We start from the raw sequence: 13,044 nt of genomic DNA, 5'->3' as shown, positions 1-13,044 counted from the left end.
TTTTGACGAACAAGAGAAGAAAGGAAGTCCCCCTTATGGCTGAATCGTTCCACCCGTCTGAAATACCAAGTCTGCACATTGTCGATCATCCGCTGATTCGGCACAAGCTGACCATCATGCGGATGAAGGAGACGGGGACGAAGGAGTTCCGCGAACTCCTCTCCGAGATCGCGATGCTCATGGCGTATGAGATCACGCGCGACTTCCCGCTGCGTGACGTCGAGATCGAGACGCCCGTCGCGCCCTGCCGGGCGCAGGTGCTTGAGGGGAAGAAGCTCGGTGTTGTTCCCATTCTGCGCGCAGGTCTTGGGATGCTCGACGGCATTCTCTCGCTCGTGCCCGCCGCGCGCGTTGGGCATATCGGGCTCTATCGCGACCCTGAGACTCTTGCGCCTGTCGAATACTATGCAAAACTTCCGACCGGCATCGAAGATCGCACGCTCATCGTCCCCGACCCCATGCTCGCCACGGGCGGCAGCGCCTCGGCGGCACTGACACTGCTCAAGGAAAAAGGCGCGAAGAACATCATCCTCATGTGTCTTGTCTCCGCCCCCGAGGGTATTCGCCGCGTCGCCGCCGACCATCCCGATGTCCCCATCTATGTCGCTGCCGTCGACGACCGGCTCAACGAACACGGTTACATTGTTCCCGGACTCGGTGACGCCGGTGACCGTATTTTTGGTACTTTGTAAAGTGTTCATATAACAAAAACGGGGCTGATGTACGATGTCTAGTCGTACATCAGCCCCGTTTGTCGTCTTCATATGGCGGAGAGGGTGGGATTCGAACCCACGGTGCGTTGCCGCATCACCGGTTTTCAAGACCGGCTCCTTAAACCGCTCGGACACCTCTCCGGGGGAAACGGTCTTTATTTTAGCAAAGAGGGGCGATTCCTGTCAATAGGCGCGCACCGGGGAAAATTATTTCGCGGGCGACAGTCCCTTCTTTTGCAGCGAGAGGAGGTAACCAAGCAGTGTGCCGACGGCAGCGGGGAGCGCCCATCCCATGCCGAGCGCGGCAAAGGGGAGCATGTCGCCCGTAGCGCGGAGCGCGTCATAGGCGGGCAGGATCTCCCGAATGCCCGGCGGCAGCGCGCGCAGGAGGTCAAACACGGCGGCGATGCCCGTACCGATCATGCCGCAGATGTAGACGCTGCGCCGGTAGCCGATTTGTGCTTCGAGCAGACACAGGACGATGAGCATCATCGAGATCGGATAGAGGAAATAGAGTGCGGGCAGCGAGTAGCCGATCATGCGGCTGAGTCCCACATTTGCGACCGCGCAGGAGAACAGGCAGAACAAGATCACATAGACGCGGTAGGAGCACGCGCGCGGGAAGAGCTGCGCGAATGCGGTACTGCACGCGGTGATGAGTCCGATGGAGGTCTTGAGACAGGCGAACGTGATCGTGATACCGAGCAGGATGCTGCCGAACGCGCCAAAATAATAGAGCGCGATGTGATGGAGCACGTCGCCGCCATTCGCATCGATGCCGTAAATACTGCGGCTCTGCGCACCGACGTAGGTGAGCGCGGCATAGATGACGACCATGAGGAACGCGGCAAGCGAGCCGGAGACGATTGTCCCATAGGAAATATCGCGCGGCTCTGAAAGTCCCAATAGGCGAATCGAGCGGATGAGGATGTTGCCATAGGCGAGAACGCCGAGCACGTCCATCGTGTTGTAGCCCTCAAGCAGTCCCTTGAAGAAGCTGTGCGATTCGTAAGCAACGGTCGGCATGAGCGCCGTCGCATCGCCCATTGGAGCGAGCACGGCGGCGCAGATGAGGATGCCGAGGAAGAATAAAAAGAGCGGCGTGAGCACCTTGCCCACCCAGGTCAAAATGCCGGACGGGCGGAAGGCGAAGTAGAGCGTTACGGCGAAAAATAGCAGGGAAAAGATGAGGAGCGCGGCACTTTGCTCCTCCGGGGAGACGAAGGGGACGACGCCCACCTGAAAGGAGACGGTGGCAGTGCGCGGGATCGCAAAGAGAGGACCGATCGCAAGATAGAGCGCGCAGGTGAAGAAGTAGGCAAAGCCACTGCCGACCTTCCTTCCCATGGCAAAGAGATCCTCGCTCTCCGAGAGTCCCATCGCGGCGACGGCGAGGAGCGGCAGACCGACGCCCGTGATGCAGAACCCGACGAGTGCGGGGAGCATTTCGCGCGCCGCAGCCTGTCCCATCGCGGCGGGGAAGATCAGATTGCCTGCGCCGAAGAGCAGCCCGAACAGCATAGAGGCGACAAACATATACTCTTTTTTGCGCAGACGGTGTTTCATAGCTCATCCATTCTTTTGTGATAGAAAAATAATGTCGTAAAATTATAACAGGCAGAATAGGAATTTGTCAAAGATACAATTACTTGCTATAATATACCTTGTATCATGCGGTGCGGGAAGGAGTTGTGAGCGTATGCGAATCGCCCTGTTCGACTCGGGGCTGGGAGGACTGACGGTACTCGGACACGCGCGCCGGGCACTGCCGGACGAGGAGTTCCTGTTCTTTGCAGACCGCGACCATGTGCCCTATGGGACAAAGACGGTCGACGAGGTGCGCGGCTTCGTGCGTGACGCCTTCCGCTTCCTCGTGGAGGAGGAGCGCGTGGAGGCGATCGTCATCGCGTGCAACACGGCGACGTCTGTCTCTGCGGACGAAATGCGCCGCCGCTACGACATTCCCATCATTGGGATGGAGCCCGCCGTGAAAAAGGCGCTCGATGCCGACCGAACGCGCCGCGTGCTCGTGACGGGAACGCCCATCACCGTGCGCGGGGAAAAGCTGCATCGCCTGATCAATACCTACGATGCAAATCATCTCGTCGATCTGCTCCCGCTGCCGCGTCTCGTGGAGTTCGCGGAACATCAGGAGTTCGTCTCGCCGCACGTGGAGGAGTATCTGCGCACGGCGTTGGCCCCGTTCGACCTTGCGCAGTACTCGGCGATCGTGCTCGGCTGTACGCATTTTAATTTTTTTAAGGACACACTGCGCGAGATTATGCCGCAGACGATGACCTTTGCCGACGGCAACGACGGCACGGTGGAGGAACTGGCGCGCCGCGCAGGACTCACAACGCAGCCGGAGGGGGAGCGCACGGCGCACTGCACGTTCTTTCGCTCCGGACGGCACGTTGCGGGGGCACAGGAGCTTGCGCGCATCGAGAGCTTTATCAGCCGTGCCGAGCGCATGGAGCTGATCAACTGACGGAAAGGAGCATTCATGCCGATCACGGTAGAACATCGGGTGAATTTTTACGATACGGACGCGATGGAGGTCGTGCATCACGCGAACTATATCCGCTGGTTCGAGATTGGGCGGGTCGCGTACCTGCGGCGCATCGGCATCACGCTCGGCGCACTGATGGACGCGGGCTATGTCTTTCCCATCATCAAGGTGGGGGCAGAGTTTCACGCGCCCGGGCATTTTGACGACACGCTCCGCATTGAGACGACGGCGACCGCGCTGACCAAGGCGAAGATGGCGTTCACCTACCGCATCCTCAATGAAGCGGGGGAGCTCCTCGTCACAGGCATGTCGGAGAACGTCTTTACGAAACGGGATACGGGGCATATCACGCGCCTGCCGAAGGAGTTTTATGAGCCGCTCGAGGCGGCGATGCGCGCGGAGAAAGAAGGGCGGAATATCGATGCCTGAACTAAATCTTATATTAGACTGTATTGCTCTTGCGATATTGCTTCCTCTCCTGCTGAGAGAGATCGTATTTGCCTATTTCGGCAGGGAAGAAATCGTTCTGCAACTTGACGAAATGACGGACTTTTCCGTTGCGGAGCGAACGCCGGAGCGACTTGTCATTGCGGCGACGCTTCCCGTTGTCAATGAGGGGAAACAATGCGGAACGATCATGGACGCGATCCTGCGCGTACAGCTCCCCTATGAGCAGTATGACGGCGCGCTCGTGCGCGGCAAGGTGGAGCTCGAGGGCGCGCCGCGCGCGGATGATTATTTCGAAGCCGTGCTGATTCAGAAGAAGGAGCGCATCAATCTCGTACTGAAGCTTTCCATCGAGCCGCGCGGCGGGCGTGCGCTTGAGGATGCGATTGCGCACCTCGTCGATTTTCGCTCCGATCTCATCTATCAGGAGACGGGGCGGACGCCCGTGCATTACGAGAAAGCGATCATCATGATGGGGGCGGACGAGATCGCCGCACTTGCGGGTGTGGAGCTTCAGCAGGAAGGAGGTGCGCAGCATGGCTGAGTTCAATATTATCCCTGTGCCGACGCGCATCCTGACCGAGGAGGACGACATCGCCGAGGCGATCGCATACTACGCCGGAGCAGAGGTCACGGGGGACGATCTCGTCTGCTGCGCCGAGAGTGTCGTCGCCATTACGCAGGATCGCTATGTATTCCCGGAGGAACTTGAAATTTCCGGTATGGCGGAGTTCTGCTGCCGCTTCATTCCCGACTATGGGAGTCTCGCGAGTCCGCACGGGATGCAGGCGCTCATGGACGTCGAGGGAAAATGGCGTGTGACGGCGGCGCTCTTTGCAGGATTCCTCGCAAAGCTCGTCGGGAAAAACGGCATGTTCTACAAATGGGGCGGCAAAGAAGCCGCGATGATCGACGACGTGACGGGGACGATGCCGCCGTTCGACAAGGCGATTGTCTACGGTCCCGCCGAACCCGACCGCGTGGCGCAGGAGATCACGGAGCGCGTCGGCGCGTTCGGAGCGATGGTCGCTGACGTCAACGATCTGAAGCGCTCGCGCGTCGTGGGCGTCTCGGCGGGCATCGACGGTGCACTTGCGGCGCAGCTTCTGCTCGATAATCCGTTCGGCAACGCCTCGCAAAAGACGCCGATCTGCATCATAAAGAATTATAGACAGTATCAGGAGGGACAAAGGGCGTAAACGCCGCGCCCGTCCCCGTGGCAGCGGAACGCAGGAAGTATGTGCGGCGGCGCAGACTTCGGCGTTTCGCTTTTTTGATGAACGAACGATATGAATGACGAGAGGGGATTTATTTCATGCCGAGAAGAGATCTGAGACGCCCCGATCAGCTGCGCCCCGTACGCATCGAGCGCGGCTATCAGCGGTATCCGGCGGGATCTGCGCTCATCGAGATGGGGCATACGCGCGTTGTGTGCTCCGCGACGGTGGAGGAGCGCGTGCCGTTCTTTTTGAAAGGCAGCGGGACGGGCTGGGTCACGGCGGAGTATGCGATGCTCCCGGGCGCGGGAACGGAGCGCACGGCGCGCGAAGCGATGCGCGGACGTCAGACGGGGCGCACGCAGGAGATCCAGCGGCTCATCGGGCGCGCGCTACGCGCGGTGGTGGATACGCGCGCGCTCGGCGAGCGGACGATTCACATCGACTGCGACGTCGTGCAGGCGGATGGCGGCACGCGTACGGCGTCGATTACAGGCGCGTTTGTTGCGCTCGTTGAGGCGTGTGCGACGTTCTATACGAAGCGCGGCGTTTTCCCTGTGCGCGACTACACGGCGGCGGTCAGTGTCGGCATCGGCGCGGAGAATACGCCGCTGCTCGATATTTGCTACGAAGAGGATGCTCAGGCGATGGTTGATATGAATCTCGTGATGACGGGCGCGGGCAGCTTCATCGAGGTGCAGGGGACAGGCGAAGGGCGCGCGTTCTCGCGCGCGGAGATGAACGCGCTCCTCGATCTCGGCGAGCGCGGCATACGAGAGCTCATCGACGTGCAGAAAAGGGCGCTCGGCGAGACGCTTTCATGGCTGCCGGGGCGGGAGGGCTGACGATGGAAACGATCCTGATTGCAACGTCAAATGCGGGGAAAGTCCGTGAGATGGAGAAGGCGTTCGAAGGGCTCCCCGTGCGTCTCGTGCCGCTCTCTCGGCTGCACGAGGTGCTGCCGGACGCGCCGGAGGTTGGAGAACCGGTCGAAGACGGCGCGACGTTCCTAGAGAATGCGCGCATCAAGGCGTATTATTATCGTGAAAAGACGGGGCTCTCTGCGCTCGCGGACGACTCGGGGCTCGCCGTGGATGCGCTCGACGGCGCGCCGGGCGTCTATTCGGCACGCTATGCGGGCGTGCATGGCGACGACACGGCGAACAATGCGAAACTCGTTTCGGAGCTTGCTGCGCGCGGGGAGGAGAACGCAGCGGCATCCTATCGCTGCGCGCTCGTGCTGACTCTTGCGGACGGGCGGGAGCTGACGGCGGAGGGCGTCTGCCGCGGCTTTATCCGTCCCATGCCGCGCGGGACGGGCGGATTTGGCTACGATCCGTATTTTTATCTGCCGCGCGGGAAGGCGATGGCGGAGCTGACGCTTGCGGAAAAACACGCGGTGAGTCATCGTGGGGCGGCGCTGCGCGAGATGAAGGAGCTGCTTGCCGGGATTTTGTGATGTGCTTGTGAATATCATGTGTGAGGATGTGGAAAGGGGCGGAGGAATATGAGGATCGGGCTGGTCAGCGACAGTCATGGGAATGTGCGCGTCTTTGAGGATATGCTCGCCGTGCCGGGCGCGGCGGAAGCGGAGCTTTGGCTGCACGCGGGGGATCACGCGGCGGATGCGGAGATGCTGCGGCTGCTGACGGAAAAACCCGTCGTATGCGTCCTTGGCAACTGCGACTACGATGAGGACGGCGCGTATCATGAGACCTCCGTCGATGTTGCGGGACACCGCGTCTTTCTCGCACACGGGCACCTGTTCCGCGTGGAGTACGGGACGGAGCGCTTTGCAGCCGCGGCGCGCGAGGCGGGCGCGGATATTGCTGTCTACGGGCATACGCACATTGCGTATATGGAGCGCGGCGACGTCACCGTGCTCAATCCCGGCAGCATCGCACGCCCGCGCGACGAGCGGCGCGGCTCCTTCATGCTGATGGATTTGGAAGAAGGCACAGCTCCCCGGGTGAATCTCATTCGCATCGAATGAAAATTTTTTTTTCAGAGAGGATTTTATACGAAATATAGATGATAAGATATAGAAGTTATATATATAATTCGAAATAAATAGCAATCAATAAAAATATTTTTATTGATTGCTATTTTTATGCGTGATAAAACTAAAAATAAATAATGAAATTCATGATTGCATTCACGTGCACGGCCTTTAGAGAAAGTGAATGAGATTCAGATTTTTCAAGGCTTGACGCGGATTTTCAAAGCCTTGAAAGCCTGAAAAAAATATGTTATAGTCTAACTAACCTGTGTATAAGTTATATTTATAGGAGGGATTATTTTGCGAGAGCTAAACGCAAAAGCAATCACGGAGAACGTCGCCGAGATGTGTATGGAAGCGGCGTATTACCTCCCAAATGATGTGTACGAGGGGCTCAAGAAAGGAAGAGAGACGGAGGAGTCGCCCGTCGGCAAGGTCGTTCTCGACCAGATCATCAGCAACGCGGAGATCGCGCGCGCAGAGGATCGTCCGTACTGTCAGGATACGGGCATGACCATCGTGTTTGCAGAGGTCGGGCAGGATCTCCACATCACGGACGGTCTGCTCGAGGATGCGATCAACGAGGGGATCGCAAAGGGCTATACGGACGGATACCTGCGCAAATCCGTCGTTGCCGAACCGCTGTTCAACCGAAAGAATACGCAGAACAATACGCCGGGCATCATCTACACGAAGATCGTCCCGGGAGACAAGATCGACATCACGATCGCGCCGAAGGGCTTTGGCTCGGAGAACAAGTCCGGCGTGAAGATGCTCGTGCCCGCAGACGGCGTCGAGGGCGTCAAGAAGGCGGTCATGGACATCATCCGCCACGCGGGACCGAACCCGTGCCCCCCGATGGTCGTTGGCATCGGCATCGGCGGCACGATGGATCAGGCGGCGCTGCTCTCGAAGAAGGCGCTGACGCGCTCCATCGACGAGCGTCACCCGATGCCCGAGTATGCGCGGCTCGAGAACGAGCTGCTTGAGGAGATCAACAAGACGGGCATCGGTCCCCAGCTTGGCGGGACGACGACGGCGCTCGCCGTCAATATCGAATGGGGCGCAACGCACATCGCGGGTCTCCCCGTTGCGGTCACGATCTGCTGTCATGCCCTGCGCCATGCGCATCGCGTGCTGTAATCGCCTTTTGTCTGTGTATTTTTGAGGGAGGAACGCGCTATGGCGGAAAGTATTCGCATTACCACGCCCTTTACCGAGGAGATGTCCCGTAAACTGAAGGCGGGCGACAGCGTGCTCATCACGGGCACGATCATCAGTGCCCGCGACGCGGCGCACAAGGCGATGACCGAAGCGCTCGCAAAGGGCGAGCCGCTGCCGGTCGACTGGCACGATCAGATTGTCTACTATCTCGGCCCTACGCCTGCAAAGCCGGGCGATCCGATCGGCTCCTGCGGGCCGACGACCTCCGGACGCATGGACGCCTACACGCCGACGATGCTTGAGCAGGGCATCAAGGGCATGGTCGGTAAGGGCTCGCGCTCGAAGGAAGTTGTCGAGTCGATGAAGAAGAACGGCGTCACCTACTTTGCCGCCGTCGGCGGCGCAGCGGCGCTGATTGCAAAGTCCGTCAAGAAATACGAGGTGGTCGGCTACCCAGAACTCGGCCCCGAGGCGGTGGCTAAGCTGACGGTTGAGGATTTCCCCTGCATCGTTGTCATTGACTCCGAGGGCAACGACTTCTACGAGATCGGGCAGAAACCCTACCGCAAGGAATAGGGCGCTGCAAGATCCGCATCATGTTGACGGTGATGGTTTGGCGCATGACAAATCATTTGGGTCTATATTATATTTAGGAGGTATGAAATGTTCCACACAACCTTTTACATGCGGCGGCTGCATTCATTGGTCGGTCTCGTCGTCGTCGGCGTGTTCCTCTTCGAGCACGTCTTCACGAATTCGACGGTGCTCGGCGGCGCAAAGGCGTTCAATGATTCGCTGGCGATGATGGAGCTGATTCCAAAGCCGATTTTCTACGGTCTCGAGATCTTTGCTATTGCAGTACCGCTCCTCTTTCACGCAATCTACGGTATTTACATCGCGGCGCAGGCAAAGAACAACCCCGGCAACTATGGCTATGTCCGCAACTGGCAGTTCGCTTTGCAGCGCTACACCGCATGGATTCTCATTCCGTTCCTCATTTGGCATGTCGGTTACATGCGCATCTGGGAGAAAGGCATGATGGGGACGCATATCAATTATGACCTCCTCTACACCTATTTTGTGACGGGCGACTACGCCATCCTCCACACGGTGCTCTATACGCTCGGCATGATCGCGGCGATCTTCCATTTCTGCAACGGCATCTCGACGTTCTGCATGACGTGGGGCATCGCCAAAGGCCCGCGCGCACAGGCGGTCATCAACGCGATGGCGATGGGACTCTGCACACTGATGAGTCTCGTGACGCTCGCCTTCATGGGCAGCTATTTCATGTAAAAACTGCAGCAAAGGAGAGTAATAATGGCTAAAGTACCTGAAAATAAGGTGATCATCATCGGCGGCGGTCTTGCGGGACTGCTGGCGGCGATGAAGGTCTGCGAAGGCGGCGGCACGGTCGATCTCTTTTCCTACTGCCCGGTGAAGCGTTCGCACTCGCTCTGCGCGCAGGGCGGCATGAATGCCTGCATGGATACGAAGGGCGAGCACGACAGCGTCTATGAGCACTTCGACGACACCGTTTACGGCGGCGACTTCCTCGCGGATCAGCTCGCCGTCAAGGGCATGGTCGAAGCGGCGCCGCGTCTCGTGAAGATGTTTGACCGCATGGGCGTTCCCTTTACGCGTACCTCCGAGGGCGTGCTCGATCTGCGCAATTTCGGCGGACAGAAGAACAAGCGCACCGTGTTTGCCGGCTCGACGACCGGTCAACAGCTCCTCTACGCACTCGACGAACAGGTGCGTCGCTGGGAGGTCAAGGGCAAGGTCAAAAAATACGAGTTCTGGGAATACATCCGCGCGATTAAGAACAAGGACGGCATCGTCCGCGGCATCGTCGCGCAGAATATGAACTCGAACGAGATTCGTTCGTTCCCGGGGGATGTCGTTATGCTCGCGACGGGCGGCCCCGGGCAGGTGTTCGGCCGCTGCACGGCGTCCACGATCTGCAACGGCTCGGCGGTCTCCTCCGCGTATCAGCAGGGCGCGCACATCGGCAATCCCGAGTTCATTCAGATCCATCCGACGGCGATTCCGGGCTCGGATAAGAACCGCCTCATGTCCGAGGCGTGCCGCGGTGAGGGCGGGCGGATTTGGACGTATAAGGACGGAAAACCGTGGTACTTCCTCGAGGAGATGTACCCCGCGTACGGCAACCTCGTGCCGCGCGATGTCGCTTCGCGCGCGATCTTCAAGGTTTGCGTTCATATGGGGCTCGGCGTCAACAATGACCGCCGCGTCTACCTCGATCTTTCGCATATCCCTGCGGACTACCTCGAGCACAAGCTCGGCGGCATTCTCGAGATGTACTCTGAGTTCGTCGGTCAGGATCCGCGCAAAGTGCCGATGGAGATCTTCCCGTCCGTGCACTATTCCATGGGCGGCATTTGGGTCGACCGCAACCATCACACGAACATCCCCGGCCTCATGGCGGCGGGCGAGTGCGATCATCAGTACCACGGCGCGAACCGTCTTGGTGCGAACTCGCTCCTCTCAGCGGCATATTCCGGCTATATCGCGGGACCCGAGGCACTGCGCTGGGCACGCAGCGGTGAGCTCGGCACGGCGCTGACCGAGGACGAGATGGAGACGGCACGCCTTGAAGCCGTCGCCGAATTTGACAAGATTCGCGCGATGGACGGCCCCGAGAACGCGCACAAGCTCCATCAGGAGATGGGCGAGATCATGTACGATTATGTGTCCATCGAGCGCGACAATAAGGGACTCGACATCTGCCTTGAAAAACTCAAGGGGATTCTGAAGCGCTGGGATGACATCGGCGTGACGGATCGCGGCACATGGGCGAATCAGGAAGTCATGTTCGTCCGTCAGCTCCGCAACATGATCCTGTACGCGATGGCGGTCACAAAGGCAGCACGCTGCCGCGACGAGAGCCGCGGCGCACACGCCAAGATCCTGCTCGACGACAAGGGCGAGCGCAAGACGGACGCGGACGGTGAGCTGATGTTCTACGGGCGTGACGATGAGCGCTTCATGAAGACCACGATTGTGGACTACGATCCGCAGACCGAAGAGCCGATCATCAGCTATATGGATTTCGAGCATTCGCTCATCAAGGCGCGCGCCCGCAACTATGCCGTTGCGAAGAAGGAGTAAGGGAGGACGGAAGCCATGGCAGAACAGAGAAAAGTACGTTTTATTGTCGAGCGGCAGGACGGTCCTACCGAAAAGCCTTATACGCAGGAATTTGAAGTTGAGTACCGCGTCGGTCTCAATGTCGTTGCGGCGCTCATGGAGATTCAGAAGAATCCCGTGACGATCGACGGCAAGCGCGTGCCGCCCCCAGTGTGGGAGTGCAACTGCCTCGAAAAGGTCTGCGGCGCGTGCATGATGGTTATCAACGGCAAGGCACAGCAGGCGTGCTGCGCGCTCGTGGACAATCTTACGGAGCCGATTCGGCTTCAGCCTGCGCGCACGTTCCCGGTCATCCGCGATCTGCTCATCGACCGCACGGTCATGTTCGAGAGTCTCAAGCGCATCCACGGATGGATCGAGGTCGACGGTTCGTGGGACAACCGCGAAGCGCCGATTCAGAACCCGTACACGGCGGAGACCTGCTACGAGCTGTCGCACTGCATGACCTGCGGCTGCTGTCTCGAAGCGTGCCCGAACGTCGGCCCGCAGTCCGACTTCATCGGCCCCGCGCCGACGGCGCAGACGCTGCTCTTTAACATGCACCCGCTCGGGAAGTTCGACGCGCCGAAGCGTCTGAACGTCCTTATGGAGAAGGGAGGCATCACGAGCTGCGGCAACAGCCAGAATTGTGAGCGCGTTTGCCCGAAGGGCATCAAGCTCACGCAGCATCTCGCACAGCTCAACCGCGAGGTCAACAAGCAGGCACTGCGCAACATGTTCAACCATTAAAACAAAGCCGGTTCAGACAACAAGAGACTGCCGCGTGGAGGAAATAACCTTCACGCAGCAGTCTCTTTTTTGTATCAAGAAAAGGGCTGTAACGAAAGTACGAAAAACGCTGTTTCGTTACAGCCCTATATTTATTTTAGCAATTATATTTTTTCGCGTGGAGATTTTTTCATTTTTGAGGAAAGATAATTTGCGGCGAGTGAGCCGGAGATGTTGTGCCATACGCTGAAGAGCGCGCCGGGGATCGCGGCTGCCGCGCCGAAGTGCAGGAGGGCGAGGGAGGCGGCGAGTCCGGAGTTCTGCATACCGACCTCAATGGAGACCGCCTTGACCTTTGCCATGTCCATATGCAGGAGCTTTGCAACGCTAAAGCCAAGCGCATAGCCGAGCAGGTTGTGGCACATGACGACGACCATGATAAGCGCGCCCGTCTCCATGATGCGCGCCGCATTTGCCGAGACGACAGCTCCGACGATGAGGACGATGGCGACGACGGAGATGAGCGGGAGCACCTTGATCGCCTTTTGTACCGGACGCTCAAAGAAGTGATTGATGAGAAGTCCGAGAACGATCGGGGCGATGACAACTTGCGCAATGGAGATCATCATTTTCCCGGCGGGAATGTCAATCCATTGCCCGGCGAGCCAAAGTGTGAGGAGCGGTGTCATGATCGGCGCGAGAATCGTCGATGCCATCGTCATGGAGACGGAGAGTGCGACGTCTCCGCGTGCGAGATATGTCATGACGTTGGACGAGGTGCCGCCGGGACAGGTGCCGACGAGGATCACGCCTGCGGCGAGCTCAGGCGGCAGGGAAAAAGCATGTGCGAGTATCCACGCCAAGAGAGGCATGATGCCGAACTGAGCGACAGTGCCGATAAGCACGTCTTTTGGACGCTCCAATACGAGCCGAAAATCCTCGAAACGGAGCGTCATGCCCATGCCGAACATAACAATGCCCAGGAGAATGGTGATATACGGCACCGTCCATAGGAATGTCCACGGCTGAAAAAGGGCAACGGCGGCGATGGCGATGACAAATACCGCCATAAAACGGGAAACAAAATTGCTGATTTGTTCCAAAAGCTGCATAGAT

The 13,044-nt window shown here is 58.8% G+C and carries 15 protein-coding genes and 1 tRNA gene; 13 read left to right on the top strand and 3 right to left on the bottom strand.

Translation table 11 applies throughout. The features are described from left to right. Window positions 1-35: 35 nt before the first annotated feature. Window positions 36-692, top strand: a complete 657-nt coding sequence (gene upp / locus HMPREF1147_RS07005; RefSeq protein ID WP_009658281.1) for a uracil phosphoribosyltransferase — start codon at window positions 36-38, stop codon at window positions 690-692. 73 nt (window positions 693-765) lie between these two features. Here upp and HMPREF1147_RS07000 read toward each other — a convergent pair. Together HMPREF1147_RS07000 and brnQ are read right to left on the bottom strand one after the other, a co-directional pair. Further along, window positions 766-854 (bottom strand) — tRNA-Ser (locus tag HMPREF1147_RS07000). Window positions 855-920: 66 nt separating this feature from the next. Next, a complete protein-coding gene (gene brnQ / locus HMPREF1147_RS06995; protein ID WP_009658282.1) occupies window positions 921-2,279 on the bottom strand; it encodes a branched-chain amino acid transport system II carrier protein in 1,359 nt (452 codons plus the stop codon). Window positions 2,280-2,412: 133 nt separating this feature from the next. On the opposite strand from brnQ, the gene murI reads away from it, so the two are divergent. The 12 genes from murI (at window position 2,413) to sdhB (ending at window position 11,949) form a co-directional block, all read left to right on the top strand. Next, window positions 2,413-3,201, top strand: a complete 789-nt coding sequence (gene murI, locus HMPREF1147_RS06990; protein WP_009658267.1) for a glutamate racemase — start codon at window positions 2,413-2,415, stop codon at window positions 3,199-3,201. 15 nt (window positions 3,202-3,216) lie between these two features. Further along, window positions 3,217-3,651 carry a thioesterase family protein gene (locus HMPREF1147_RS06985; protein WP_009438750.1) on the top strand — a complete coding sequence of 145 codons (435 nt, stop codon included), beginning with the start codon at window positions 3,217-3,219 and terminating at the stop codon, window positions 3,649-3,651. Continuing rightward, window positions 3,644-4,213, top strand: a complete 570-nt coding sequence (locus HMPREF1147_RS06980) for a hypothetical protein (RefSeq protein WP_009658271.1) — start codon at window positions 3,644-3,646, stop codon at window positions 4,211-4,213. Before HMPREF1147_RS06985 ends, HMPREF1147_RS06980 begins: the two co-directional genes overlap by 8 nt. Further along, on the top strand, window positions 4,206-4,868 hold the full coding sequence (locus HMPREF1147_RS06975) for a coenzyme F420-0:L-glutamate ligase (protein WP_009658263.1): 663 nt from the start codon (window positions 4,206-4,208) through the stop codon (window positions 4,866-4,868). The genes HMPREF1147_RS06980 and HMPREF1147_RS06975 overlap by 8 nt, the downstream gene beginning before the upstream one ends. A 116-nt stretch (window positions 4,869-4,984) precedes the next feature. Next, window positions 4,985-5,731, top strand: a complete 747-nt coding sequence (gene rph / locus HMPREF1147_RS06970) for a ribonuclease PH (RefSeq protein ID WP_009658279.1) — start codon at window positions 4,985-4,987, stop codon at window positions 5,729-5,731. Between the two features lie 2 nt (window positions 5,732-5,733). Next, the gene (gene rdgB / locus HMPREF1147_RS06965; RefSeq protein ID WP_009658225.1) at window positions 5,734-6,345 is read left to right on the top strand and encodes an RdgB/HAM1 family non-canonical purine NTP pyrophosphatase; all 612 of its coding nucleotides are present in this window, start codon (window positions 5,734-5,736) and stop codon (window positions 6,343-6,345) included. A gap of 48 nt (window positions 6,346-6,393) precedes the next feature. Further along, window positions 6,394-6,879: a metallophosphoesterase gene (locus tag HMPREF1147_RS06960; RefSeq protein WP_009658232.1), complete on the top strand. Its 486-nt coding sequence runs from the start codon at window positions 6,394-6,396 to the stop codon at window positions 6,877-6,879. A gap of 306 nt (window positions 6,880-7,185) precedes the next feature. Next, on the top strand, window positions 7,186-8,028 hold the full coding sequence (locus HMPREF1147_RS06955) for a fumarate hydratase (protein ID WP_009658211.1): 843 nt from the start codon (window positions 7,186-7,188) through the stop codon (window positions 8,026-8,028). Window positions 8,029-8,067: 39 nt separating this feature from the next. Further along, window positions 8,068-8,625 (top strand): Fe-S-containing hydro-lyase, encoded by a 558-nt coding sequence (locus tag HMPREF1147_RS06950; protein ID WP_009350550.1) that lies wholly within the window; start codon window positions 8,068-8,070, stop codon window positions 8,623-8,625. 87 nt (window positions 8,626-8,712) lie between these two features. Beyond that, window positions 8,713-9,345 (top strand): succinate dehydrogenase, encoded by a 633-nt coding sequence (locus tag HMPREF1147_RS06945; RefSeq protein ID WP_009350551.1) that lies wholly within the window; start codon window positions 8,713-8,715, stop codon window positions 9,343-9,345. A gap of 24 nt (window positions 9,346-9,369) precedes the next feature. Beyond that, a complete protein-coding gene (gene sdhA, locus HMPREF1147_RS06940; protein ID WP_009350552.1) occupies window positions 9,370-11,181 on the top strand; it encodes a succinate dehydrogenase flavoprotein subunit in 1,812 nt (603 codons plus the stop codon). A 15-nt stretch (window positions 11,182-11,196) separates the two neighbouring features. Continuing rightward, window positions 11,197-11,949, top strand: a complete 753-nt coding sequence (sdhB, locus tag HMPREF1147_RS06935; protein ID WP_009350553.1) for a succinate dehydrogenase iron-sulfur subunit — start codon at window positions 11,197-11,199, stop codon at window positions 11,947-11,949. A 143-nt stretch (window positions 11,950-12,092) separates the two neighbouring features. On the opposite strand, the gene HMPREF1147_RS06930 is transcribed toward sdhB, so the two are convergent. Next, window positions 12,093-13,040, bottom strand: a complete 948-nt coding sequence (locus HMPREF1147_RS06930) for a bile acid:sodium symporter family protein (RefSeq protein WP_009658257.1) — start codon at window positions 13,038-13,040, stop codon at window positions 12,093-12,095. Window positions 13,041-13,044 lie beyond the last annotated feature (4 nt).

It is taken from the genome of Selenomonas sp. FOBRC9 (genome assembly GCF_000287655.1).
GTDB classification, from domain to species: Bacteria; Bacillota; Negativicutes; order Selenomonadales; family Selenomonadaceae; genus Centipeda; species Centipeda artemidis.
This window is presented reverse-complemented; position numbering and strand designations above follow the sequence as displayed.